Source organism: Thermodesulfobacteriota bacterium, from assembly GCA_026415035.1.
GTDB lineage: Bacteria > Desulfobacterota > BSN033 > BSN033 > UBA1163 > RBG-16-49-23.
The window spans coordinates 12,651-34,715 of record JAOAHX010000023.1 but is presented as its reverse complement, the minus strand read 5'-3'; the positions used below and the strand labels follow the sequence as shown (position 1 = coordinate 34,715).

The following is a 22,065-nucleotide window of genomic DNA, read 5'->3' as shown; positions in this document are numbered from 1 at the left end:
TGGGTTCCCTTTTGCAAACCGACCGGAAAAGGCCTAAAATTACGACCATGGAGCCGATCGTCGTCGTCGGAGGCGGGCTGGCCGGTTGCGAGGCGGCCTGGCAGATCGCCAAGAGGGGAGGGCGGGTTCGCCTCTTCGAGATGAAACCGAAGAGATTCTCCTCCGCCCACCGGTCTCCTCACCTTGCGGAACTGGTCTGCAGCAACTCCCTCAAATCGGAATCTCTGGAAAACGCATCCGGGCTGCTCAAAGAGGAGCTGGGGAGGCTCGATTCTCTTATCCTCAGGATAGCGAAGGAGACGAGGGTCCCGGCGGGCGACTCCCTCGCCGTGGACCGGGAACGTTTTTCGATGGGCGTGACGGAGTTTCTGAGCCGGCTGGAGGGTGTGGAGATCATCCGGGGTGAGGTGACCTCCCTTGCGGAGGAAGGTCCGACGATTGTCGCCACCGGCCCTCTCACGTCCGAAGCGTTGAGCCAAGCGATCGAATCGCTGACCGGCTCCGGCCACCTCTTCTTCTACGATGCCATCTCGCCGATCGTCACCGCGGAGTCGATCGACATGGACAAGGTCTTCCGGGCCTCCCGTTACGGGAAAGGAGGGGACGATTACCTCAACTGCCCCCTGGAGCGGGAGACCTATGAGCGGTTCGTCGAGGCCCTCTGCCGGGCCGAAAAGGTCCCCCTGAGAGATTTCGAGAAGGGGTATCTCTTCGAAGGCTGCCTGCCCATCGAAGAGATGGCGAGCCGGGGAAGAGACACCCTGGCCTTCGGTCCCCTGCGTCCCGTGGGGCTGATCGACCCCAAGACAGGAAGGCAGCCTTATGCGGTGGTTCAGCTCAGGCAGGAGAACGAGTTCGGGACGCTCTATAATCTGGTCGGTTTCCAGACCCGGTTGAAGCAGGGGGAGCAGGTGAGGGTCTTTCGGATGATCCCGGGCCTCGAGAAGGCGGAGTTCGTCCGCTTCGGATCGGTCCACCGGAACACCTTCATCGACTCTCCCCGTCTCTTGACCTCCACCCTCCAGATGAGGGGCCGGCCGTGGCTCTTTTTTGCAGGCCAGATCACCGGGGTGGAGGGCTACATGGAATCGACGGCCACGGGCCTGCTCGCAGGGATCAACGCCCTTCGATGGTCGAAGGGGGAAGCGCTGGCCATCCCCCCTCTGACGACCGCCCTGGGAGCGCTCGTCCATCACGTGGCGGGGTCCCGAGCGATCCCCTTTCAACCGATGAACATCAACTTCGGCCTCTTTCCCGATCTCGAGATCAAGGCCAGAGGGAGGAGAAGGAAGGCCCTGATCCGACAGCGGGCGCTACGGGAGCTGGAGGATTGGATCGTGAGAGAGGCGATTTGAGGGAGCCCGAAGATGACCGAGCCCAAAAACGACCCGGAAGGGCAACGATGCTATCGGTGCGGCAAAGCCCTCCCTTCAGGGAGTCTCACCTACGTGGCCGAGATCAGGATCTTCGCGGGGTTCGATGGCGTTCTCATCGAGCCTGAGGAGGGGGTAGAGGTCCAGCTACGCCGATTGATCCGGCAGGCGGAGCAGATGGAGGCCGAGGAGCTCGAGAAGGAGGTGTACCAGGAGTTCCATCTCGTCCTCTGTCCGAGTTGCAGGGATCGGCTGGTGAGGGAGATCGAACATCCCTGGGGCCTTCCCGCCCCGATGATTCAATGATGGCACCGGAGGAGACCCGGCCTGCCTTGACAAGGTCTCTATCCTTCTGCTTTAATCAGGGCGACGGAACCGCTTCGAGAGAAGGCGTGGGAGGAAGGAAAAGGGGCAGATGGCGCAGCTGAGGAGAGATCCGATCACGCGGATGTGGGTCGTCGTGACGACCGACCATCCGAGGGGGCCTTCCGATTACCTTCCCTTTAAACCGCCTTATCAATTTCCGTCAGGGGAAGGCGCCTGTCCCTTCTGTCCGGGCAACGAGGCCCTGACCCCGCCCGAGACCTTCTGCTTTCGACAGGAGATGGGTTGGTCGGTGAGGGTCGTTCCGAACAAGTTTCCCTTCTTTCGAATCGAAGGGGAATTCGACCGAAGGCCGGAAGGCATGTACGATATGATGGAGGCCATCGGCGCCCACGAGATCATCATCGAAGCCCCCGAACATCATCGGACCCTTTCGACCATGGAGCCCGAACAGATCGGAAGGATCCTGATCGCCTTCAAGGAGAGGATGGTCGATCTGGAGAGGGACCGACGGTTCGTTCAATTCCTCATCTTAAAGAATTACCCGGGGATGTTCAACCGCCATCCCCACTCCCACCTCATCGCCATGCCGGTCATCCCCCGGCGGATCGACGAGGAGATCGCCGGCGTGATGGACTATTATCAGAGGAAGGAACGCTGCATTCTTTGCGACATCCTCAAAGAGGAGATGGCGGCCCGAAAGAGGGTGGTCCTCGAAACCGGCCATTTTTTGGTCTTCGCACCCTTCGCCTCCCGTTTCCCTTTCGAAACGTGGATCCTCCCCAAGGCCCACGGGTCCGATTTTCATCGGATCTCCGAACCGGAGCGGGAGGATCTCTCCCGGATCATTCCAGCGCTCTTTTCGAAGTTTGAACGGCTCCTCTCCGATCCCCCCTTCAGTCTCGCCCTCCATACCTCTCCCGTGCAGGAGCGATTCCATCGCCCAGAATATCACTGGCATATCGAGACCCGTCTCCGGATCGGTTTGAGGGAAGGGTTCGAATGGGGGACGGGGTTCTTCGTTAACCCGACGCCTCCGGAGGATGCGGCAACCTATCTGAGAGAGGTCTGCCCTTGAGACGCCCCCATCTCCAAGACCGGTTTCAAAGGGATCGGAGGAGGTTTGTTAGGCGACTCCTCTTGCTCGGCCCTCTCGGAACGGCGGTGATCGCCTTGACGGTTTATCTCTTCCTCCTGCCTCATCAACCCATCCCATCGAGGCAGAGGCCTTCGGAGGCGGAGACGATCGAACAGAAGATCTCCCCGCCCCTTCAACCGACCTACCAGGTCAAAGAGGGCGCCCTTCTGCCAAAGGGCTCCTTTTCTGACTCGTTGAGGCGGAGCGGGATTCCTCCGGATCGGGTCGATCAGATCGTCGGCCTGCTCAAACCCCTCATCGATTTTAGAAGATTGAAGGCCGGGCATTTCCGGTATACGGCGGATGAAGCGGGAGAGATGGTGGCCTTTGTCTTTGAGGCCGGCCCGATCGAGATCTATGAGATCGACCGAGGCCCCCAGGGATATGTGGCGAGGAGGAAGGAGGTCCCGCTCCAGACCCGCCTCGAAAGGGTCGAGGGAGTGATCCGCTCCTCCCTTTTTGAGGCCATGGAGGCTGCCGGAGAGAAGGAGACCCTGGTCCTCTCGGTGGCCGATATCCTCTCGGCTGAGATCGATTTCTACAAGGAGGTGAAAGAGGGGGATCGGTTTCGGATCCTCGTCGAGAAGGCCTACAAAGGAGGCGAGTTCATCCGGTATGGCCTGATCCATGCGATCGAATTTCATCGGGGGGAGAGGGTGATCCGAGGGATCCATTTCGAGGGCGACTATTATAATGAAAGGGGCCTCTCGTTGAAAAAGGCCTTTTTGAAATCGCCCCTCCGTTTTACCCGGATCAGCTCGCGCTTCAGCCGGGCGAGGAAACATCCCATCCTTGGAGGCCTCCTGCCCCATTACGGGGTCGATTATGCGGCGCCCGAAGGGACGCCCGTCTGGGCGGTGGCCGACGGGGTCGTGGTCTCCTGCGGCTGGGGCGGAGGATTTGGAAAACAGGTCGTCCTCGACCATCGGAATGGATACAAGACCTATTACGGCCATCTCTCGAGGTTCGGGCCGAGGATCCGGAAGGGAGTCCAGGTGAAGCAGAAGGAGGTGATCGGTTACGTGGGCTCCACAGGGCTTTCCACAGGGCCCCACCTCGATTACCGGTTGGCGAAGGACGGGAGATTCAGAAACCCCCTGAGCGAGAAGTTTCCTCTCGGGCACCCCATCGATCCAAGGAAGATGGAGGGCTTTCAACAGAGGAGGGATCAGGTACTGGCCTGGCTTAATGGAGAGCGGGTCGAAGAAGGGAGACGAGGATCCGATGGGGTCCCCATCAAGGGAGGTGGGTGATGGCCCCCAAGAAGAAGATCCTCATCATCGATGACGAAAGGGACATTGTCAAGGCGTTGACCCTCAGGCTCCAGTCGAAGGGTTATCGAACCGTGGTGGCCTACGATGGCGCCCAAGGCCTGTTCATGGCGCACAAAGAGAAGCCCCATCTGATCATCCTCGATATCCGGATGCCCGCAGGCGACGGGTTCAGCGTGGTTGAGAAGCTCAAGGAGTCGAAACGGATGGGCCGGATCCCCGTCATCTTTCTCACGGGGAGCCCCGAAAGGAACGGTGAAGATAGGGCCAGGGAATTAGGGGTTCGATACTACATCAAGAAGCCCTACGACCCGGAAGAACTGCTCGATGCGGTCCGAAGGGCCCTTGAGGCCCCCCTTGAAACAGAGGGTCGATGAAGAGAGAGGATTTTGTCATTCAAACGGAGGTACGGCGTCTGCTCGTCCGGGCCAATATCGATTATTCCAAAATCGATTTCGGGACAGTAAACGGGGTGGTCTATCTCCGGGGGGCCTTCCGGCTGGCTTCCGCTGTCGAAAGTCACGAGGAATTAAAACGGTCGATGGCCACCAAGGCCCTGGTCTCCTTGGAGAGGAGGATTCGGAGCATCCCGGGGGTGGTCGACGTGGTCTTCCAGTTGAATAATTGGGCGAAGGAGAAGGGGCAGTGGATTCCGATCCAATCCCTCAAGACCGAGGCCAAAAGGGGAGAGGCCTCCGAGGCCGGGAGGAAGTCGGAAGAGCAGAAACGAACCCCTGCCAACGATGGGAATCCCGAGACTAAAACGGTATGAGAAGCTCTTTGAGGCGTTGAAGGCCCGGGTGGCGGAGAACCCCGATTACCCGGATCTCCGGCACCAGCTCGCCCTCTTTCACTTTGCTCAGGGAGACCCTGAGGGCGCTGAAAGGGAGCTGCTTGAGGCCCTTCGGCTCAACCCCAAATATCAGGAGGCCGCCCTCCATCTCGGCTGTCTCTATCTGGAGCAGGGAAGGTGGGAGGAGGCGAGGTCGGTCACCCGCTCCATCGCGAGAAAGAGGTCGAAAACCCCCCTCTTTCGAGAGATCTTAGGCCAGATGGCCCAAGGGGGAAGACCGAAATCGGAGGCCGATCGGGCCTCGCCTCCCGAAAAGGGCCAGCGCCTCCGTGACGTTAAACCTCACCTCCGGCGTCTCCGGGGACAATTTCACCTTCTGGTGGCGATCCTCCTCGCCCGCGAGGGGAGGCTCGGCCAGGCGCTCAAGGACCTGGAAAAGGCGGCCGAGTGGATCCCTCCCACGTCCCAGTTCTATTACTACAAAGGGATGATTTACTATCATAGCGGCGACTACCGGAGGGGGATCGCTGAATTCAAGAAGGCCTTGAGCCTCGATCCTCACCACGGGATGGCCCATGCCCATCTCGGGGAACTTTACGGGCTGACCGGAAGGATTTCGGAGGCGATTCGACACCTGGAGAGGGCCGTGGCGCTCCACCCCCGATACGCCGATCTCCACTACCAGCTCGGCCTCCTCTATAGCGGACAGAGGCGGTATCCGGAGGCCATCGCCCAATTGAAGAGGGCCCTTCGCCTCAATCCCAACTACCTCTTCGCGAGAATCAACTTGGGAGACCTCTACGAAAAGACCGGAAGATGGAAAAAGGCGCAACAGGCCTACGAGAGGGTCCTCCAGCTCACCCCGGAGGATGAGCACGTAAAAAGACGCCTCGAACGGATTCTGGAGAAAAGGGGATGATCCCATCCGGAACGGGAAGGTTCAGGACGGTTCGGTCGATGATCGTCATCCACCAAGGGGCTCTGGGCGATTTCATCCTGGCCCTTCCCACCCTTTCTGCCCTCCGCGAGACCTTCCCCCAGGCCCGGACAGCGATGATGGGTTATCCCAGAATCCTTCAACTGGCCAAGGACCGTTTTTATGCGGACGAAATTTATTCGGTCGACCAGAGGGGCATGGCCAGCTTTTTCGTCCGGGAGGGGGGGTTGGACCACGACCTCTCCCGTTTCTTCAGCGGCTTCGACCTCATCGTCGTTTTTGGAAAGGATCGGGAAGGCCCGTTGATTCAGAATCTAAGAAAGGTCTCCCGGGGAGAGATCCTTCACCTGGACTCCTTGCCCAAGTGGGATGAGGGGGTCCACCTCGCCGACCATCTATTGAACCAGCTATCCCAATACGGCCTCTCTCCCGGGGAGAGGCTTCCCAGGCTCTTTTTAAAAGGTGAGGATCGGGACTGGGCAAACCATTTCTGGCTGACCCACGGGGTAAATCCTGAGGAGCGATCCAAGATCATCCTCCTCCACCCTGGAAGCGGGAGCAGGAAGAAGGTCTGGCCCCTGAATCGGTTTTTAGATCTTCTCCGCTGGCTTTCCCCTCGCCTGGAGGGAAGGTTTCTGGTGGTCCTCGGCCCTGCCGAAGGTCCGGAGGTTCAGAAGGCCTTCGAACAGGTGGATGGACCTCGGCCGGTGATCGCCAGGGGGCTCTCCTTGGTGGAGCTTGCCTCGGTGATGGAGGGAGCCCGGCTCTTCATCGGAAATGATTCCGGGATTTCCCACTTGGCCGCTGCGCTACGGATCCCCGTCGTGGCCATCTTCGGCCCGACCGATCCCCGGGTCTGGTCTCCACGGGGAGAGAAGGTGGTGGTCATCCGGAAGGGCCTGCCCTGTACCCCGTGCGCGGAAGAACGATTCTTTCTCTGCAAAGAGATGGCCTGCCTGGATCAGATCACCCTAAGCGACGTCATAGAAGGGCTCCGTCAGATGGGGCTTAAGGTTTAAGCCCGTCCATTTCGTTCCAAAGGAAAGGAGGAAGGCGATGGAAGAGAAGAAGGTGGGACAGGTGATCAAATATTTCGGCAAGATCGGGGTGGCCGCCATTCGGCTCTCGGAAGGGTCCCTGAAGGTAGGCGACCAGATCCACATCGTGGGCCATACGACCGATTTCACCCAGACCGTGGAATCGATGCAGATCGAGAACCGAAATGTCCAGGAGGCGGGGCCGGGCGCGGATATCGGGATCAAGGTCAAGGAGAAGGTGAGAGAGCACGACACCGTCTACAAGGTGGTCGGTTGAGGAGGAGCCCTCCAGAACGATCTCCTGGGGAGAGGCGATGAAGACAGGGATAGCCCATCTTCCACTCCATCAGGGGAAGGCGCCTGCCTGGCTCTTTCAGAGGATGAAGAGGCTGGCCGGGGAGATTGCCTTTATCCTCATCGACCTCCACGGACCGGAGGCGATGCTTCTCAGGCTCTCCGATCCTTTCTGGTTTCAGGCCTTCGGATGTGTCCTCGGATTCGATTGGCACTCGAGCGGGGTGACCACCACGGTCTGCGGCGCCCTGAAGGAGGGGCTTAAGGGGATGGAGGGAGAGCTGGGGCTTTTCATCGCCGGCGGGAAGGGAAGGGCCTCGAGACAGACGCCCTTCGAAATCGAGGAGATCTGTCAGCTTCGGTCCATCGACGGAACCCCCCTGATCTATGCCAGTCGGATGGCCGCCAAGGTCGACAGCGCTGCCCTCCAGGACGGATACTCCCTCTACCATCATACCTTCTTCTTTACCTCCTCTGGCCACTGGGCCGTCATTCAACAGGGCATGAACGATGAAACCCGGTACGCCCGGCGGTACCATTGGTTGAGTCAGGGGGTGCAGGATTTCGTCTGCGAACCCCACTGGGCGGTCTGCTGCGATCGGCGGAATGGAGGCTTAAACCTCGTTGCCCTCGAAAGCGAAAGAAGCAGACGGGCGATCACCGCGGTGGCCAACGAAGGGCCAGAGTTCCTCGCTCGCGAGGGGAGAAAGGTGAACGAACTCTTTCTTCCCCGAGCCCACCCTGTCCCAGGGGAGAGGGTCCGTCTGGAGCGGTTGGAGAAGGTCTTCAGGCGGATCCATGAGCGGGCGCCCAAGGGGTTCGAGGAGCTTTTGGGCATCGAGGGCGTCGGTCCCCAGACCCTGAGGGCCTTGAGCCTCATCGCCGAACTGGTCGAGGGGGTAAGCCCCAGTTTCAAGGACCCGACGCGATTCAGCTTCGCCCACGGCGGGAAGGACGGGCATCCCTATCCGGTTAACCGGAAGGCCTACGATCGGACGATCGAGCTCTTGGCAGAGGCGATCGAAAAAGCAAAGATCGGGGAGCGGGAAAGGATCGAGGCCATCCGCCGCCTTTCCGGATTCGCCCGCCACCCCTTATGGGAGTCTGCCTGAAGGAGACCCGTCCTCCGTTCGGGGGAGGCCTGGAGCCATCCCTTTTTCGGAGTACCGTTATCAGGGGGATCCGGCATGAAGTTCATTGCCGATTTTCATCTCCATTCGAAGTACAGCCGTGCCACCAGCAAGGACATGGAGGTGGAGACCCTCGCCCGATGGGCCAAAAAGAAGGGCATCGCCCTGGTGGGGACGGGAGATTTTACGCACCCGACCTACTTTGCCGAGTTGCAATCGAAGCTCAGGCCCCTGGGCAACGGTCTGTTTCGGTTGAGGAAAGGGGAGGAGGCCGTCCATTTCATCCTCACGACCGAGGTGAGCAATATCTATTCCCAAGGCGGGAAGGTCAGGCGCATCCACAATATGATCTTCGCCCCGACCTTTGAGGTGGCCGAGGCGATCCGTTTAAGGTTGGGACGATACGGGAACCTCTCCTCCGATGGGAGGCCCATCTTCGGGTTCACAGCGAAAGAGCTCGTCCAGATGATCCTCGAGATCTCGGAGGACTGCCTGATCGTCCCGGCCCATGCCTGGACCCCTTGGTTCTCCATCTTCGGGGCCCATTCTGGATTCGATTCGATCGAGGAGTGTTTCGGCGAGCTCTCCCCTCATATCCGGGTGATCGAAACCGGCCTTTCTTCGGATCCCGAGATGAACTGGAGGCTTTCGGCGCTGGATGAGGTCACCCTCATCTCCAATTCCGATGCCCACTCCCCCAATCGTCTGGGCCGGGAGGCCAATGGCTTCGACTGCGAGCTGGACTACCGGGCGATCATCGAAACGCTCCGCACGAAGGACCGAAGGAGGCTCCTCTTCACCATCGAGTTCTTCCCCGAGGAAGGGAAGTACCACTTCGATGGCCACCGCCAATGCGGCGTGCTCTTCTCACCCGCCCAGACCCGGGCCCATCAATATCTCTGCCCAAGGTGTCAGAAGCGGTTGACCATCGGGGTCATGCATCGCGTCGAGGAGCTCGCGGACCGTCCGGAAGGCTTCGTCCCCAAACAGGCCGTCCCCTCGATCCACCTCATCCCCCTTGAGGAGATCATTTCCGAGGCCTTGGGGGTACGGGTGGGGACCAAAGCGGTGGAGATGGAGTATGACCGTCTGGTGGAGAGAGGAGGGTCCGAATTTCGGGTCCTCCTGGAGGCCACGCCCGAAGAACTGAGCACCTTCGTCCCCCGGGAGATCTTGGAAGGGATCCTCCGGATGAGACAGGGGAAGGTCTCCATCACGCCGGGCCATGACGGGGTCTACGGAAAGATCGATCTCTTCCCGGAGAAGCGAAGGGCCTCGGAGGCCGCCGAGGCCCAGCTCAAACTCTTTTAAGGAGAAAGGAGAGGACGATGGAGAGGGAGGTTGAGGAGCGATTGATCCAACTCTGCCGGAGCGAGCTCCACCTGCTGGAGCTGATCTTTAAGGGATTTCGGACGCTCAAGATGGAGGCGATCGAGGAGGCGGAGCGGGCCATCGGAGAGATCCGGAGCGAGCTCACTGACCTGACGGGATTTCTGATCCAGAAGGGGTCCACCCACACCGAAGGGGGGCGGGATTGGGCCAAACCCTACCTCTCCCTGAGCTCGATCTTCGAGCGGATGCTCTATAATATGGAGGGGATGGTCGATCGCCTGAGGGCGATGGTGAGGCAACACATTCTCTTCAGCGATCGGGCCGTGAAGGAGGTCAACGAGGTCTTTCAGGTGGCGATGGACCTGCTCGAGAATCTTCCCGACCTCATCCGCACCCGGAATAAATTCCTTGCCCAACACATCGGAGAACAGGTGCGGTCCATCCTGAAGATCGCCAACGGGTTCTCGGAAGCCCACGAAGAACGGTTGATCCAGGGGATCTGCATGCCGAAGTCCTCCCCCATCTATCTCGGGCTCCTCGAATCCCTCAAGGGGATCATCTTTCACACCCTGGAGGTGAGCGGCAAGCTTGTCAGCCTCCCCTCCGATGCCTAAGGCTCCCCGGGTGATCTACTCCTTGGGGACGAGCCGCCGCTCCCTCAGGGAATTCGTCGACCTCCTCCGGGAACACGCCATCGAGGTCGGCGTCGATGTCCGGAGCTTTCCGCAAAGCCGCTTTCCCCACTTTTCGAGGCCGGTCCTCTCTCGAGAACTCGCCTCCGAGGGGATCGGTTACCTCTATTTGGGGGAGGAACTGGGCGGCTTCCGAAAGGAAGGCTATCTCCGCCACATGGCCAGCGAGGCCTTCCGGAGAGGGATGGGACGGCTGGAGAGGATCGGTCAAAAGAGGCGGACGGCCTTCTTCTGCGCGGAGAGGTTTCCGTGGCGATGTCACCGGCGATGGATCTCAGAGGAGCTGATCCGGCGGGGATGGCGGGTCCTCCATATCCTCGGGCCCGGGGAGATCTGGGAGCCTGGCCCGGAGGAGGTTGACATCCTTCCGGGTTTGTTTTAAAAATGAATATCGGTTCAAAAAATGAATTTTCATTTCCCAAAATGAAAGGGGCTTCATGAAGACCCTGACCCGCCGGGAGAAAGAACGCCTCACCCACCGGGAGGAGATCCTTCGGGCCGCCGAGAGGCTCTTTGCGGCCAAGGGGTTTTACCATACCCCCATGAGCGAGATCGCCCAGGCGGCCGAGTTCGGAACGGGGACGCTCTACACCTATTTCAAATCGAAGGAGGAACTCTACTTCACCCTCATCGATGAGAAGACCGATGAGATCTATCGGAAGATCCAGGCCGAGCTCCGGAGAAAGGCCCCCGCCCTGGAGCGGATCGAAAGGGTCTTGAGCCTTCAATTGGAATTCATGGAGCGAAACCGGGATTTTTTCAAGATCTACACCTCCGAGAGCAGTCGCTTCGCCTGGCTCATCAAGGAGGAGTACGGCAAGAAGATCCACGATAAGATGGTCCGATACCTCCATCTTCTCAGTCAGGTCTTCAAACAAGGGATGAAGAGGGGCGAGTTCAAACCGATGGACCCCCTCGACCTGGCCCATGCCTTTGAAGGGATCGTCCACTCCTTCATTTTCGAATGGATGATCCATCCCAAACCCTACTCCCTTCCGTCCAAGGCAGCGACCATTCTCGAGATCTTCTTAAGAGGGGCAAAACGTTGAGAAAGGAGGCCGGGGACCGATGGCGATCAAAAGGTGGTTGGGGATGCTGATAGGGATCCTTCTGTTGGCCTTCAGGGTCGAGGCCCAGGACGTCGGAAAAGCGCTCACCCTTGAGGAAAGCATCCGGCTGGCCTTGGAGCGGAATCTGAAGCTTCGCTCCACGATGGAGGGGGTGAAGGGGTCGGAGCTGAGAAGGAGAGGGGCCTTCACCGATCTCCTCGCCAAATGGACAGGACAATATGGATATACCTTTTACAACCATCCGGTCACCGTGGGGTTTTCGCCGGTCTCGGTTCCCGGCGTGGGCGTGGTCAATACCGATCGGGAGGTCTTCAGCCTGGGCACCACGATCACCCAGCCCCTCTTCGCCGGAGGAGCCCTGATCTCCAATTATCGGGTCGAAAAATTGGGCGTCGATCTCTCGAAGGTCGACGTGGAGAGGGTCAAACGCGACATCGTCCTACAGGTGAAGGAGGACTATTTTAACATTCTGAGGGCCGAGAAGTTCTTGGAGGTGGCCCGTCAGACCGTCAAACAGTTCGAGGCCCAGCTGGAAGTGGCCCGGGCCTTCTTCGAGGTGGGTCTGGTGGCGAAAAACGATCTCCTTCAGGCCGAGGTCCGCCTGGCCAATGCCAGACAGGGACTGGTGAAGGCGGAAAGCGATCTCGTCCTGGCGAAGGCCGCCTTCAATCTCCTCTTGCGAAACGAACTCGACACCCCTCTGAAGATCGTCGATATCCTCAGCTACACCCCTTTTCCGTTGACCTATGAAGAGTCCCTTCAGGAGGCCCTTCGCCAGCGGCCGGAGATCCGGACCGCCGAGTTGAAGATCGAACAGGCCAAGGAGGCGGTGAAGATCGCCAAGAGCAATCTCTATCCCTCCATCAACCTCGCCGGCAATTATACCCGGGTCTCCGAGGAGCCCCTGCTCGTGGGCGGGACACGCGGAGAACGGTGGACCATCCAGGCCCAGGCGACCCTCACCCTGGGCGATTGGGGGAAGACCGCCTACAAGGTGGGGGAGAGCAAGGTGAAGCTTTCCCAGGCCGAGCTCGCCAAGACGGAGCTGGTGGAGGGGATCGCCCTGGAGGTGAAGAGCGGTTATCAGGCGATGGTCGTTGCCGAGAAGAACATCCGCGTGGCCGAGAAGGCGATCGAACAGGCGGAGGAGAATTTGAGGATGAACGAGGAGCGCTACAAACATCAGGTCGCCACGGCCACCGATGTGCTCGATGCGGTCACCCTGCTGGCCCAGGCGAGGGTCAACTACTATGGGGCCCTGAGTGAGTTTAACATCGCCAAGGCAAAACTGGAGCGGGCCATGGGCCGAATGTGAGGAGGCGGAAGGGGTCGACAAGAAGGAGAACCTGTGAAGCCCGAAGTGAAAAGGTTTGGAGCGAGGGGGTTGCTCTTCATTGGGCTACTGCTCGTCCTCGCCGGGTGTGGATCGAAAGGGGCGAGCAAGACCGAAGGACCTCTGGCTCAGTCGGTCGAGGAACGGTGGGTGGAGGTCCTCGAGGTGAATCCCAGGCCGATTGTTAGCACCCTCACGGCGATCGGGACCCTCCGGACCCCCGAACAGGTGGTCCTCAGCCCGAAGAAGGCGGGGATCATCAAAAGGATCTTTGTCAGGGAGGGAGATCCCGTCCGGAAGGGTCAGATCTTGGTGGAGCTCGATGACGTCGATGCGAGGCTCCAGTTAGAGCGGGCCGAGGCGAGGCTCCGGGAGGCGGAGGCCGCCCTGGTGACAAGCCAGACCACCCTGGCCCGATATCAGAGGCTCCTGGAGTCGAAGGTCATCTCCCAGCAGACCTTTGACGACCTCCTCCTGAGGGTGAAGCTGGACGAGGCGAGGCTCGACCTGGCGAGGGCCGAGCTCCATCTGGCCCGGCAGAACCTCTCCGATCACCAGCTCCTCTCCCCGATCGACGGAGTGGTCAATCTGAAGCTCGCCGCCACAGGCGAACACGTCAATGTGGCGCCGAAGGACGAGATCCTCCGGATTGTCCAGATGGACCCCCTGGAGCTCGAATTTCACATCCCCGAAGACTGGGTCGGAAGGATCCAGGCGGGGGCCCGAATCACCTTTTCGGTCAAACCCCTTCCGGCGGAGAGGCACTTCGCCCTCCTTCAGATGATCAGCCCGACGGCCGATCCTGCCACAAGAAATGTCCGGGTCAAGGCTATCGTCTCGAATCCTCAATTTCGGCTTAAACCCGGGTTCTCTGCCGAGGTGACCATCCCGGCGGGCAAGCCTGTAGAGGGGATTCTCATCCCCGAATCGGCCCTCCTGAGCCACGAGGGGAAACCTTATGTCTATGTGGTCGAGGATGGGGTGGCCCATCGAAGGGAGGTGGCCATAGGGATGAGGGCCGACGGCCAAGCGGAAATCTCCAAAGGTCTGAAGCCGGGGGAGCGCGTGGTCGTGGCCGGCCACGAGCAGCTCCGGGAAGGCCTGAAGGTCAACCTCGGCCGGAAATAATCTCCGAGGGAAGGCGATGTTTCTTTCCGATCTCTCCGTCCGGAGGCCTGTGGTGGCCACGATGGTCATCGTGGCCACGGTCTTTTTCGGCCTCCTCGGCTTCCAACGCCTCGGAATCGATCTCTTTCCGCAGGTCGATTTTCCCTACGTGACCGTCACGACGACCCTGGTGGGGGCCGCGCCCGAGGTGATGGACACCGATGTGACCGATCCGATCGAAGAGGAGATCAACACGATCGAGGGGGTCAAGCACATCACCTCGACGAGCGGTTACGGTTTTTCCCAGATCGTGGTGGAGTTCGAACTCTACCGGGATATCGACTCGGCGGTCCAGGATGTGCGGGCGAAGGTCGATCTGGCCAAGAGGAGGCTTCCGTCGGACATCGACCCGCCCATCATCGATAAGCTCGACATCAATGCGATGCCCATCCTCTGGATCGCCATGAAGGGGCAGCTGCCCCTCCAGAAGCTGGGGCTGATCGCGGACGAGATCGTCAAGCCCCAGCTGGAGTCGATCAAGGGCGTGGGGACGATTCGACTGGAGGGGTATGCGAAGCGCGAGATCCGGATCTGGCTGGATCGGAGGAGGCTGGAGGCCCATCGCCTCACCCCAACCGATATCGCCCGGGCCTTGCGGGAGAAGAATATCGAGCTTCCCGGGGGGCTGATCGAGAGCGTCGATCGGGAATTTACCGTCCGGAATTTGGGGGAGCTTCGCAATATCGAGGAATTCAACCAGCTCATCCTCTCCTATCAGAACGGCGGCCCGGTCCGTTTGAAGGACGTCGGCTGGGCCGAGGACGGGGTCGAGCCCCTTCGGTCCATCGCCCGGTTTAACGGGATTCCGTCCGTCGGCCTGAGCATCGTCCCGCGGTCCGGGGCCAATGTGGTGGAGGTGGCCCGGATCGTCAAGGCGAAACTCCCCGAGATCCAGAGATCCCTTCCGCAGGGGGTGGAGATCGCCCTCTCCTTCGACTCCTCCACCTTCATCGAGGAGGCCATCTCCGATGTCTCCTATGACGTCTTCTTGGGAGGGCTGCTGGCCGCTGCGGTGATGATCGTCTTTCTACTCAACCTTCGCACCACCCTCATCACCGCCGTGGCTATTCCGACCTCGCTCATCTCGAGCTTCGGGATCATGTATTTCATGGGGTTTACCCGGAACTACATGACCATGCTGGCCCTCTCCATGATGGTGGGGGTGGTGATCGACGACGCCATCATCGTCCTCGAAAATTGCTACCGTCATATGGAGGAGGGAAAGGATCCCATGAGGGCGGCCAGGGAGGGAACCTCGGAGATCGCCTTTGCGGCCGCGGCGGCGACCTTCTCGATTGTAGCGGTCTTTCTCCCTGTGGCGTTCATGGGCGGGATCATCGGCCGCTTCTTCTTCCAATTTGGCGTTACGGTGGCCACGTCGGTCGTCGCCTCCTTGGTCGTGGCCCTTCTGTTCATCCCGATGCTCTGCTCAAGGTTTCTCAGGGTCGAGGCAAGCCATGGCCGGCTTTACCACCTCTTTCACACCTCCTACGAAAGGCTGGAGGGACGCTATCGAAAGGCCCTTCGATTCTGTTTGAGCCATCGATGGATGGTCCTTCTCGTGGCGGGGCTCGTCTTCCTCGGCAGCCTCTGGATCCTCAAGCAACTTAAAACGGAGTTCGTCCCGAAATCGGATGAGAGCCGCTTCATCGTCCACGTGGAGGCCCCCACCGGGTCTTCCCTTCAATACACGGACGAGAGGATGGAGAGGCTCGAGGCCATGATCCTCGGCCTTCCCGAGGTCAAGAGCGTCTTTTCGGCGATCGGGGTGGGCGCCCGGAAGGAGGTGCACAAGGGGACTTTGATGGTCGCCCTGAGGGATCGGAACGAAAGGGAGCGTTCTCAGCACGAGATCATGGCCGCCCTCCGGGAGAGATTCAAGACCGTGCCCGGGGTCAGGGCCTATGTGGAGGATTTCGAACCGGTCGCCCTGGGAGGGAGACGGGGAGCCCCTCTTCAGCTTGACCTCAAGGGGCCGGACATCCGGGAACTCGAGAAGATCGCCAACCAGATCATGGGAGAGATGCTCAACCTGAAGGGATTCGTCGACATCAGTTCGGACATCGAGCTGACCAAACCGGAGGTGAGGGTCTATATTGATCGGGAGAGGGCCTCCGATCTCGGTGTGGATGTCCGGGAGATCTCCCTCTCCATCCTTCAGATGGTCGGAGGGCAGGAGGTTTCGAAATTTAAGGACGTCGAACGGGCTAAGCGGTACGATGTGAGGATGAGGCTGATCCAGGATCAGAGGATGTCTCCGGACGATATCGGTCAGATCACCCTGCGGACCCCCAAGGGCGGGCTGATCAAACTGGCCCAAGTCGTGAAGGTCGAGGAGGGGGTGGGCCCCAATGTGATCACCCGGAAAGACCGGCAGCGAAGCGCCACCCTCTATGCCGATACAGGGCCGGGGAAGACCTTGGGTGAGGCGATCCAGGAGGCCGAGGCCCTGGCAAAAAGATATCTCCCCGCCGGTTATTCCCACAGTTTTTTCGGCCAGGCAGAGGCCTTCCGGGAATCTTTTCGATACCTGATCCAGGCCCTCATCCAGGCCATCGTCATCATCTATATCGTCCTCGCCATGCAGTTCAACAGCTTCCTCCACCCCCTGACGGTGATGCTCGCCCTTCCCCTGAGCACGGTTGGGGCCTTTGGTGCGCTCTATGTCACCGGCGATACGATCTCCATCATCAGCATGATCGGCATGATCACCTTGACGGCCCTGGTGATCAAGAATTCGATCCTCCTGGTCGATTATACGAACCAGTTGAGGGAGAGGGGGATGGAGAGGGAGGCTGCCCTCCTCCAGGCGGCGCCGGTGAGGCTTAGACCCATTCTGATGACGGCGGTGACCACCATGTTCGGCGTCCTGCCGGTGGCCTTGGGATATAGCGCCGGTGGCGAGCTGAGGGCTGGAATGGGCCGGGCGACCTTCGGCGGGATGTTTGCCTCGACCCTCCTGACCCTCTTCGTCATCCCGGTGGCCTATACCTTGATCGATGACCTCAAGATCGGGTTGGGGAAGACCTTGAGGGGAAGGAAGGCACGAGGTTTGCATTCTTAAATTATCGGGAGTCGGGTCAAGGCGAGGGGATCTGGCGTCTCTCTCAAAACCCATTGAATCCAAAAGGAAATTAAAAGACCGATATTGACAGATCCGAGAAAAACTGGTAAGAATTTTAGCATCTTCCTTCAAAGGAGGCCCATTTTTTGATCCCCCTGGTCATCCTCTCGATCCTCATCGGAGGGCTTCTTCTCAATCCCGGTAGCTCTTCGGCCGGAATCTACAAGTGGGTGGATGAGAACGGCGTGGTCCATTTTACGAACTGCCCGCCGGATGCCAGGTTCAAACTCTATATCAAGGAAGCCCGAGATGACGGGGGGGCCGAGGAGGTTGCCTATCGAGCCGGGGCCTCCGACCCTCTTCAAAACCGGTTCGACGGGTTGATCGAAGAATTCGCAAGGAGGTACAACATCGACTTCGCGCTGCTCAAGGCCATGATCCGGGTCGAATCGGGTTTCAATCCCCAGGCCGTTTCGAGGAAAGGGGCCATGGGGTTGATGCAGTTGATGCCTGAGACCGCCCAGCGGATGAACGTGGCCAACGTTTTCAACCCGAGGGAGAACATCGACGGGGGCGTTCGGTACTTTAAATACCTCCTCTCTCTCTTCAACAACGACCTCCGCCTCTCGCTCGCCGCTTACAACGCGGGAGAGAAGATCGTATCGGAGTTGCGAGCCATCCCGCCTTATCGAGAGACCATCGATTATGTGCGGAAAGTCTTGACCTATTATCAGCTCTATAAACATTGATCGGTTCCCCTCTCGGATGACCCATACCGGTTGGAATCAATTGTTGAGCCTGCCGAATGGAGTGACGGCCATTCGGATCGTGGCCATCCCCTTCGTTCTTTTCTTCCTCTACCGGACGGAGAAGGCCTTTCAGATCCTGTCGGCCTTCCTCTTTCTCCTCGTGGCCCTCACCGACTGGGTGGACGGCTACTTTGCGAGACGTCAGAAACGGGTCACGGTCCTTGGAAAATTCTTCGATCCCCTGGCCGATAAACTCCTGATCGTGACAGCCCTGATCGGCCTGATCCCCTGCAGGGGGATTCCCTCCTGGATGGTGATCGTGATCGTCGGCCGGGAGATCGCGGTGACCGGATTAAGGGGGATGGCCATCACCGAAGGGATCGTCATCTCTGCGAGCCCGATCGGGAAATACAAGACCGCCTTCGAGATGGCCTCCGTCTTCTTTCTCCTCCTGCCGGGCTCAATTCTGTCGGTCGACTTCCAGCTGATCGGGATGGTCCTTCTCTGGTTGGCCCTGATCCTGGCCGTGGTCTCGGGGATCGATTACTTCAGAAAATTCCTCGGGAAGGTCCTCGGCTGAGGCCATGGGGATCGTCCTGCGACGATCTCCTGACCGGAATGAGATGGCCTATTGACTTTAGGGTTCAAATCGTTTAATTTTCTATTCCGGAAAGGGGCGGGAATAACTCAGCGGTAGAGTGCAACCTTGCCAAGGTTGAAGTCGCGGGTTCAAATCCCGTTTCCCGCTCCATGGGCGGCATAGCCAAGTGGTAAGGCGACGGTCTGCAAAACCGTTATTCACCGGTTCAAATCCGGTTGCCGCCTCCAGGGGAAACCTAAAGGGCTACGGAGCATGGACGGCTTCCGGTAGCCCTTTCATTTATGGGGGGGTCTCTCACCTCCTTCGTCCTCCTCGATCGGCCATCCCCTCACTTCCACCAATTCGGCCTCACATTTTCCTTGACAGGGGGTGGGGACTCCGCTATAATTACTTTGTAGCTACTATATAGACACTCGCACCACTTGACAACCGGGAAGGGCTTCATTATAAGGGATGGTCAAGAGTTTGAAATCGTTCACTTTAATGAGATCCCTTTAATTCGGCGATACGCTATGGTCCCGAAAAGAGAACCCAAATCCGAGGCCCCTCCTCCCCCGACTCCTCAGAACAAGTCGAAGTTTGAGGTCTATGGAGAGGAGATGATCGAGAAAGAGGTAAAGCAGAGCGGAAACAGCGGCCGGGTTTACCTTCCGCCCGAATGGGTCGGAAAGCGGGTCAAAATCATCCGGATCGATTGAGGACGAGATGGTCAAGGGGATCAAAATTCGTAAGATCAGGGAAGAGGACCTCTCCCAAATCGCAACGATCCAGGAGTCCATCTTGCAGAAAAAGGTCTCGAAGAAGTGGATTCAAATGGTGGAGAACCATCTCAAAAAGGAGGGGGCTTTAGGCCTGGTCGCTTTGAAAAATGGGGAGGTCGTCGGGTTCATCATCGGGCAGATCAAAGGGGAGGGGTTCGGCTTGGCCGAGAGCGGGTGGATCGAGGTGGTCGGGGTCCATCCTCGGCGGATGGGAGAGGGGATCGGAAGGGCACTGGCCGAAAAGCTCTTTCAGTTCTTCAAGAGGGAAGGCATCCGGGATATCCACACCTCCGTGCGCTGGGATGCCGGCGATATGCTCTCCTTCTTCAAGGCGATCGGGTTCGACCGTTCGCCCTTCATCAATCTCAGAAAGAACTTGGATTGATCCTTCGGCTTTGTGGGCCGCAGGCGATGAGGGCCCGTATCGTAAAGAGGCCAAACCTTTGTGAAAGGATGATCATGGGGAGGCGTTCATATGAGGTATGCAGAGACCGGATATAACTTAGAGATCGATCTTTCCACAGGGAACATCGAGCGCGTCGAGACCGACCCGAAATGGACAGAACTCCATCTGGGCGGGTTGGGGACGAATGCCAAGATCTTGTGGGATCGGGTCCCCCCCGAGATCGAGCCTTTTTCGCCGGACAACCTCCTCATCTTCGGCGCGGGCCTCCTTTGTGGCACCCCTGCCATAGGCGCCAACCGGACCATCCTGACGACGATCTCGCCCCAAACCCTCTATATGGGCTTCTCCATGATGGGAGGGTTCTTCGCGCCCGAATTGAAGTATGCGGGATACGACAAGATCATCTTTCGGGGCAAGTCTCCCCAGCTCATCTACGTCTATATTCACAACGATAAGGTCGAGATCCGGGATGCGACCCACCTTAAGGGCAAGGGCGCCATCGAAACGGCCGAGCTCATCAAACAGGAGCTGAAGGATCCGAACATCCAGGTGGCCGCCATCGGCCTGGCAGGGGAGAACCGGGTCTATATGGCCTCCATCGAGCAGGGACGCTCCAGCGCCAGCCGGCTCGGGATCGGCGCGGTGATGGGGGACAAGGGGATCAAGGCGATCGCGGTCCGGGGGACCAAGGACATCAGCGTGGCCCGGCCTGCCGAGTTCATCCAGCTCTGCAACGAGGTTCTCCAATATATCCGGTACCGTGCCGAGAATCCCATCAAGTACGTCGAGCCCATCTTCGAGGGCTTGGGCTCTCCCCAGGAGCTGAAGCTGGTCGACGAGAGGTGGCATACGACCGGCTTCATGTGGGGCAACGCCCGCACCCGCAGGAAAGACTTCTGGACGAAAGAGGTCGAGGAGAAGTGGCGGCAAGTCCAGGAGAGCGTCCGGACCCGGTTGATCAGCTGCTATAACTGCCCCCTCAAGTGCGGGGCGATCATCTCCGTCCCCGGCCTTTCGACCTACATGATGAAATGTTACTCCAAGCTCACCTACACGATGGCCGCCTATTCGGATCTCGACTTCGGGTTCCGGATCGCCCAGAGGGCGACCGAATACGGCGTCGACGGGTTCTCGACGCCCCAGGTCATGGCCTTCGCCCTCGAACTCTACGAGGCCGGCATCCTGACCGATCAGGACATGCCCGGGATGCCCGCCGATACCGAAGGGAGGTTTTACTGGCTCCTCGACCGGATCGTGAGGCGGGAAGGGATCGGCGACATCCTGGCCAATGGCACCTACTGGGCGGCCAAGCAGATCGGAAAAGGGGCCGAGGAATTCGCCCACAACAACATCAAGAAGCACGAGCAACTTCCCCTCAAGCTCTACATGTTCAACCCGGTCTATTTTCTCATGTACTGCACGGGAGAGAAGGCCAACATCACCCAGATCGAGGGCCAGTTCCCCCAGGAGCCATTCCCCTTGAGGGAGCAGCGGGAGGAGTTCGTCAAGGACTGGATTCAGGTGCCCGACGACCGGTTTAAGCAGTATTTTCTCGACTGGGAACCCAGGGGAGAGAAGGCCAACCCCTACTATCCCACGGTCCCCATGGCCTGCGAGATCGTCGAGTGGATGGAGAAGATGCACTATATCGATGACGCCCTCGGCGTTTGCGCCGGCCTCTCCTCCTTCCCCCTCAAGCCTCCCTATCACATCCACAATTACCCCCACTTCATCTCGGCGGCCCTTGGGATCGACATGGACGAGGAGGGGCTCAACGAGATCTACCACCGGAACCGGAACCTGATCCGGGCCATCAACGTGAGGAGGGGCTTGACCCGGGAGGAGGAGAAACCGCCCGAAGACCACTGGAAGAAGCGATTCCCCGAGCTCGAAGAAAAACTCCTCACCAGCTACTACGAATATAAAGGTTGGGATTACAACGGCATCCCGAAAAAGGAGACCCTGGAGCGGCTGGGGCTCGATTATGTCGCCAGGGATTTAGAAGAGAGAGGGATCATCAAAAATGGCTAAGATCAAGAAGAAGATCAAGACGATCAAGATCGATCTCGACAAGTGCAACGGCTGCCGGGCCTGTGAGCTCATCTGTTCGGCCTTCCATGCCAATCCGAAATATAGCAGCAACAACCCGGCCCGGTCGCGGATCCGACTGATCCGCTCCCCCCTCAAGGACGTCTACCTGCCGGTCTATGCAGGAGAGTATACGGCCGCCGAATGTATGGGCCGGGACAAATACGTGATCGACGGGAAGGAGTATAACGAATGCGACTTCTGCCGGGCCTCCTGCCCCTCAAGGGACCTCTTCAAGGAGCCCGATTCAGGACTTCCCCTCAAATGCGATATGTGCGAGGACAATCCACCAGGGGAGAAACCCCTCTGCGTCCAGTGGTGCTTGAACGAGGCCCTCATCTACGAGGAGAGGGAGGAGGAGGTGGACGAAGAGGAGGGGGCGAAGAAAGAGGAGATGGAAGTGGGGCTTGAGGCGCTTGTAGACAAGTACGGGCTGGAGAAGGTGACCGATGCGGTCGCCCGGTTGGCGGCCAGGAAGGGATAGAACAGGAAGATCGGAGAGACG

The 22,065-nt window shown here is 59.2% G+C and carries 23 protein-coding genes and 2 tRNA genes; all 25 read left to right on the top strand.

What is annotated here, in order from left to right; genetic code table 11:
* The first annotated feature begins 47 nt into the window (after nt 1-47).
* The 25 genes from trmFO (at nt 48) to N3G78_12205 (ending at nt 22,044) form a co-directional block, all read left to right on the top strand.
* Nucleotides 48-1,355, top strand: a complete 1,308-nt coding sequence (gene trmFO, locus N3G78_12325; protein ID MCX8118701.1) for a methylenetetrahydrofolate--tRNA-(uracil(54)-C(5))-methyltransferase (FADH(2)-oxidizing) TrmFO — start codon at nt 48-50, stop codon at nt 1,353-1,355.
* Between the two features lie 12 nt (nt 1,356-1,367).
* Entirely contained in the window at nt 1,368-1,679 is a 312-nt protein-coding gene (locus tag N3G78_12320; protein MCX8118700.1) for a hypothetical protein, read from the top strand.
* 109 nt (nt 1,680-1,788) lie between these two features.
* The gene (gene galT / locus N3G78_12315; protein ID MCX8118699.1) at nt 1,789-2,775 is read left to right on the top strand and encodes a galactose-1-phosphate uridylyltransferase; all 987 of its coding nucleotides are present in this window, start codon (nt 1,789-1,791) and stop codon (nt 2,773-2,775) included.
* On the top strand, nt 2,772-4,088 hold the full coding sequence (locus N3G78_12310) for a M23 family metallopeptidase (protein ID MCX8118698.1): 1,317 nt from the start codon (nt 2,772-2,774) through the stop codon (nt 4,086-4,088). The genes galT and N3G78_12310 overlap by 4 nt, the downstream gene beginning before the upstream one ends.
* On the top strand, nt 4,088-4,483 hold the full coding sequence (locus N3G78_12305; GenBank protein ID MCX8118697.1) for a response regulator transcription factor: 396 nt from the start codon (nt 4,088-4,090) through the stop codon (nt 4,481-4,483). Before N3G78_12310 ends, N3G78_12305 begins: the two co-directional genes overlap by 1 nt.
* Nucleotides 4,480-4,878: a hypothetical protein gene (locus tag N3G78_12300; GenBank protein ID MCX8118696.1), complete on the top strand. Its 399-nt coding sequence runs from the start codon at nt 4,480-4,482 to the stop codon at nt 4,876-4,878. Before N3G78_12305 ends, N3G78_12300 begins: the two co-directional genes overlap by 4 nt.
* On the top strand, nt 4,850-5,818 hold the full coding sequence (locus N3G78_12295) for a tetratricopeptide repeat protein (GenBank protein ID MCX8118695.1): 969 nt from the start codon (nt 4,850-4,852) through the stop codon (nt 5,816-5,818). Before N3G78_12300 ends, N3G78_12295 begins: the two co-directional genes overlap by 29 nt.
* Nucleotides 5,815-6,855, top strand: a complete 1,041-nt coding sequence (locus N3G78_12290) for a glycosyltransferase family 9 protein (GenBank protein MCX8118694.1) — start codon at nt 5,815-5,817, stop codon at nt 6,853-6,855. Before N3G78_12295 ends, N3G78_12290 begins: the two co-directional genes overlap by 4 nt.
* 37 nt (nt 6,856-6,892) lie before the next feature.
* Entirely contained in the window at nt 6,893-7,150 is a 258-nt protein-coding gene (locus N3G78_12285) for an EF-Tu/IF-2/RF-3 family GTPase (protein MCX8118693.1), read from the top strand.
* Nucleotides 7,151-7,187: 37 nt separating this feature from the next.
* Nucleotides 7,188-8,279 carry a DUF763 domain-containing protein gene (locus tag N3G78_12280; GenBank protein ID MCX8118692.1) on the top strand — a complete coding sequence of 364 codons (1,092 nt, stop codon included), beginning with the start codon at nt 7,188-7,190 and terminating at the stop codon, nt 8,277-8,279.
* Between the two features lie 75 nt (nt 8,280-8,354).
* Nucleotides 8,355-9,608, top strand: coding sequence for an endonuclease Q family protein (locus N3G78_12275; protein MCX8118691.1), 1,254 nt, complete (start codon nt 8,355-8,357; stop codon nt 9,606-9,608).
* A 17-nt stretch (nt 9,609-9,625) separates the two neighbouring features.
* Nucleotides 9,626-10,243 (top strand): hypothetical protein, encoded by a 618-nt coding sequence (locus N3G78_12270; protein MCX8118690.1) that lies wholly within the window; start codon nt 9,626-9,628, stop codon nt 10,241-10,243.
* A complete protein-coding gene (locus N3G78_12265; GenBank protein MCX8118689.1) occupies nt 10,236-10,703 on the top strand; it encodes a DUF488 domain-containing protein in 468 nt (155 codons plus the stop codon). Before N3G78_12270 ends, N3G78_12265 begins: the two co-directional genes overlap by 8 nt.
* A 55-nt stretch (nt 10,704-10,758) precedes the next feature.
* Complete coding sequence (locus N3G78_12260) at nt 10,759-11,370, top strand: TetR/AcrR family transcriptional regulator (GenBank protein ID MCX8118688.1); 612 nt, start codon at nt 10,759-10,761, stop codon at nt 11,368-11,370.
* 19 nt (nt 11,371-11,389) lie between these two features.
* On the top strand, nt 11,390-12,706 hold the full coding sequence (locus N3G78_12255) for a TolC family protein (protein MCX8118687.1): 1,317 nt from the start codon (nt 11,390-11,392) through the stop codon (nt 12,704-12,706).
* 33 nt (nt 12,707-12,739) lie between these two features.
* Nucleotides 12,740-13,852 (top strand): efflux RND transporter periplasmic adaptor subunit, encoded by a 1,113-nt coding sequence (locus tag N3G78_12250; protein ID MCX8118686.1) that lies wholly within the window; start codon nt 12,740-12,742, stop codon nt 13,850-13,852.
* 16 nt (nt 13,853-13,868) lie between these two features.
* Nucleotides 13,869-16,955 (top strand): efflux RND transporter permease subunit, encoded by a 3,087-nt coding sequence (locus tag N3G78_12245; GenBank protein ID MCX8118685.1) that lies wholly within the window; start codon nt 13,869-13,871, stop codon nt 16,953-16,955.
* 146 nt (nt 16,956-17,101) lie between these two features.
* Nucleotides 17,102-17,704, top strand: coding sequence for a lytic transglycosylase domain-containing protein (locus N3G78_12240; GenBank protein MCX8118684.1), 603 nt, complete (start codon nt 17,102-17,104; stop codon nt 17,702-17,704).
* Nucleotides 17,705-17,720: 16 nt separating this feature from the next.
* Nucleotides 17,721-18,284 carry a CDP-diacylglycerol--glycerol-3-phosphate 3-phosphatidyltransferase gene (pgsA, locus tag N3G78_12235; GenBank protein ID MCX8118683.1) on the top strand — a complete coding sequence of 188 codons (564 nt, stop codon included), beginning with the start codon at nt 17,721-17,723 and terminating at the stop codon, nt 18,282-18,284.
* Nucleotides 18,285-18,380: 96 nt separating this feature from the next.
* A tRNA-Gly gene (locus N3G78_12230) sits at nt 18,381-18,455 on the top strand.
* 2 nt (nt 18,456-18,457) lie between these two features.
* A tRNA-Cys gene (locus N3G78_12225) sits at nt 18,458-18,532 on the top strand.
* Nucleotides 18,533-18,817: 285 nt separating this feature from the next.
* On the top strand, nt 18,818-19,003 hold the full coding sequence (locus tag N3G78_12220) for a DUF2080 family transposase-associated protein (GenBank protein MCX8118682.1): 186 nt from the start codon (nt 18,818-18,820) through the stop codon (nt 19,001-19,003).
* 7 nt (nt 19,004-19,010) lie between these two features.
* Entirely contained in the window at nt 19,011-19,451 is a 441-nt protein-coding gene (locus tag N3G78_12215; GenBank protein ID MCX8118681.1) for a GNAT family N-acetyltransferase, read from the top strand.
* A gap of 90 nt (nt 19,452-19,541) precedes the next feature.
* Nucleotides 19,542-21,503, top strand: coding sequence for an aldehyde dehydrogenase (locus N3G78_12210; GenBank protein MCX8118680.1), 1,962 nt, complete (start codon nt 19,542-19,544; stop codon nt 21,501-21,503).
* Nucleotides 21,496-22,044, top strand: a complete 549-nt coding sequence (locus tag N3G78_12205) for a (4Fe-4S)-binding protein (GenBank protein ID MCX8118679.1) — start codon at nt 21,496-21,498, stop codon at nt 22,042-22,044. Before N3G78_12210 ends, N3G78_12205 begins: the two co-directional genes overlap by 8 nt.
* The last annotated feature ends 21 nt before the right edge of the window (nt 22,045-22,065 follow it).

What these genes read in the sequence shown, in the direction of transcription:
- trmFO (MCX8118701.1), top strand. Translation starts at nt 48, where the DNA reads ATGGAGCCGATCGTCGTCGTCGGAGGCGGGCTGGCCGGTTGCGAGGCG.
- N3G78_12320 (MCX8118700.1), top strand. Translation starts at nt 1,368, where the DNA reads ATGACCGAGCCCAAAAACGACCCGGAAGGGCAACGATGCTATCGGTGC.
- galT (MCX8118699.1), top strand. Translation starts at nt 1,789, where the DNA reads ATGGCGCAGCTGAGGAGAGATCCGATCACGCGGATGTGGGTCGTCGTG.
- N3G78_12305 (MCX8118697.1), top strand. Translation starts at nt 4,088, where the DNA reads ATGGCCCCCAAGAAGAAGATCCTCATCATCGATGACGAAAGGGACATT.
- N3G78_12300 (MCX8118696.1), top strand. Translation starts at nt 4,480, where the DNA reads ATGAAGAGAGAGGATTTTGTCATTCAAACGGAGGTACGGCGTCTGCTC.
- N3G78_12295 (MCX8118695.1), top strand. Translation starts at nt 4,850, where the DNA reads ATGGGAATCCCGAGACTAAAACGGTATGAGAAGCTCTTTGAGGCGTTG.
- N3G78_12290 (MCX8118694.1), top strand. Translation starts at nt 5,815, where the DNA reads ATGATCCCATCCGGAACGGGAAGGTTCAGGACGGTTCGGTCGATGATC.
- N3G78_12285 (MCX8118693.1), top strand. Translation starts at nt 6,893, where the DNA reads ATGGAAGAGAAGAAGGTGGGACAGGTGATCAAATATTTCGGCAAGATC.
- N3G78_12280 (MCX8118692.1), top strand. Translation starts at nt 7,188, where the DNA reads ATGAAGACAGGGATAGCCCATCTTCCACTCCATCAGGGGAAGGCGCCT.
- N3G78_12275 (MCX8118691.1), top strand. Translation starts at nt 8,355, where the DNA reads ATGAAGTTCATTGCCGATTTTCATCTCCATTCGAAGTACAGCCGTGCC.
- N3G78_12270 (MCX8118690.1), top strand. Translation starts at nt 9,626, where the DNA reads ATGGAGAGGGAGGTTGAGGAGCGATTGATCCAACTCTGCCGGAGCGAG.
- N3G78_12265 (MCX8118689.1), top strand. Translation starts at nt 10,236, where the DNA reads ATGCCTAAGGCTCCCCGGGTGATCTACTCCTTGGGGACGAGCCGCCGC.
- N3G78_12260 (MCX8118688.1), top strand. Translation starts at nt 10,759, where the DNA reads ATGAAGACCCTGACCCGCCGGGAGAAAGAACGCCTCACCCACCGGGAG.
- N3G78_12255 (MCX8118687.1), top strand. Translation starts at nt 11,390, where the DNA reads ATGGCGATCAAAAGGTGGTTGGGGATGCTGATAGGGATCCTTCTGTTG.
- N3G78_12245 (MCX8118685.1), top strand. Translation starts at nt 13,869, where the DNA reads ATGTTTCTTTCCGATCTCTCCGTCCGGAGGCCTGTGGTGGCCACGATG.
- pgsA (MCX8118683.1), top strand. Translation starts at nt 17,721, where the DNA reads ATGACCCATACCGGTTGGAATCAATTGTTGAGCCTGCCGAATGGAGTG.
- N3G78_12220 (MCX8118682.1), top strand. Translation starts at nt 18,818, where the DNA reads ATGGTCCCGAAAAGAGAACCCAAATCCGAGGCCCCTCCTCCCCCGACT.
- N3G78_12215 (MCX8118681.1), top strand. Translation starts at nt 19,011, where the DNA reads ATGGTCAAGGGGATCAAAATTCGTAAGATCAGGGAAGAGGACCTCTCC.
- N3G78_12210 (MCX8118680.1), top strand. Translation starts at nt 19,542, where the DNA reads ATGAGGTATGCAGAGACCGGATATAACTTAGAGATCGATCTTTCCACA.
- N3G78_12205 (MCX8118679.1), top strand. Translation starts at nt 21,496, where the DNA reads ATGGCTAAGATCAAGAAGAAGATCAAGACGATCAAGATCGATCTCGAC.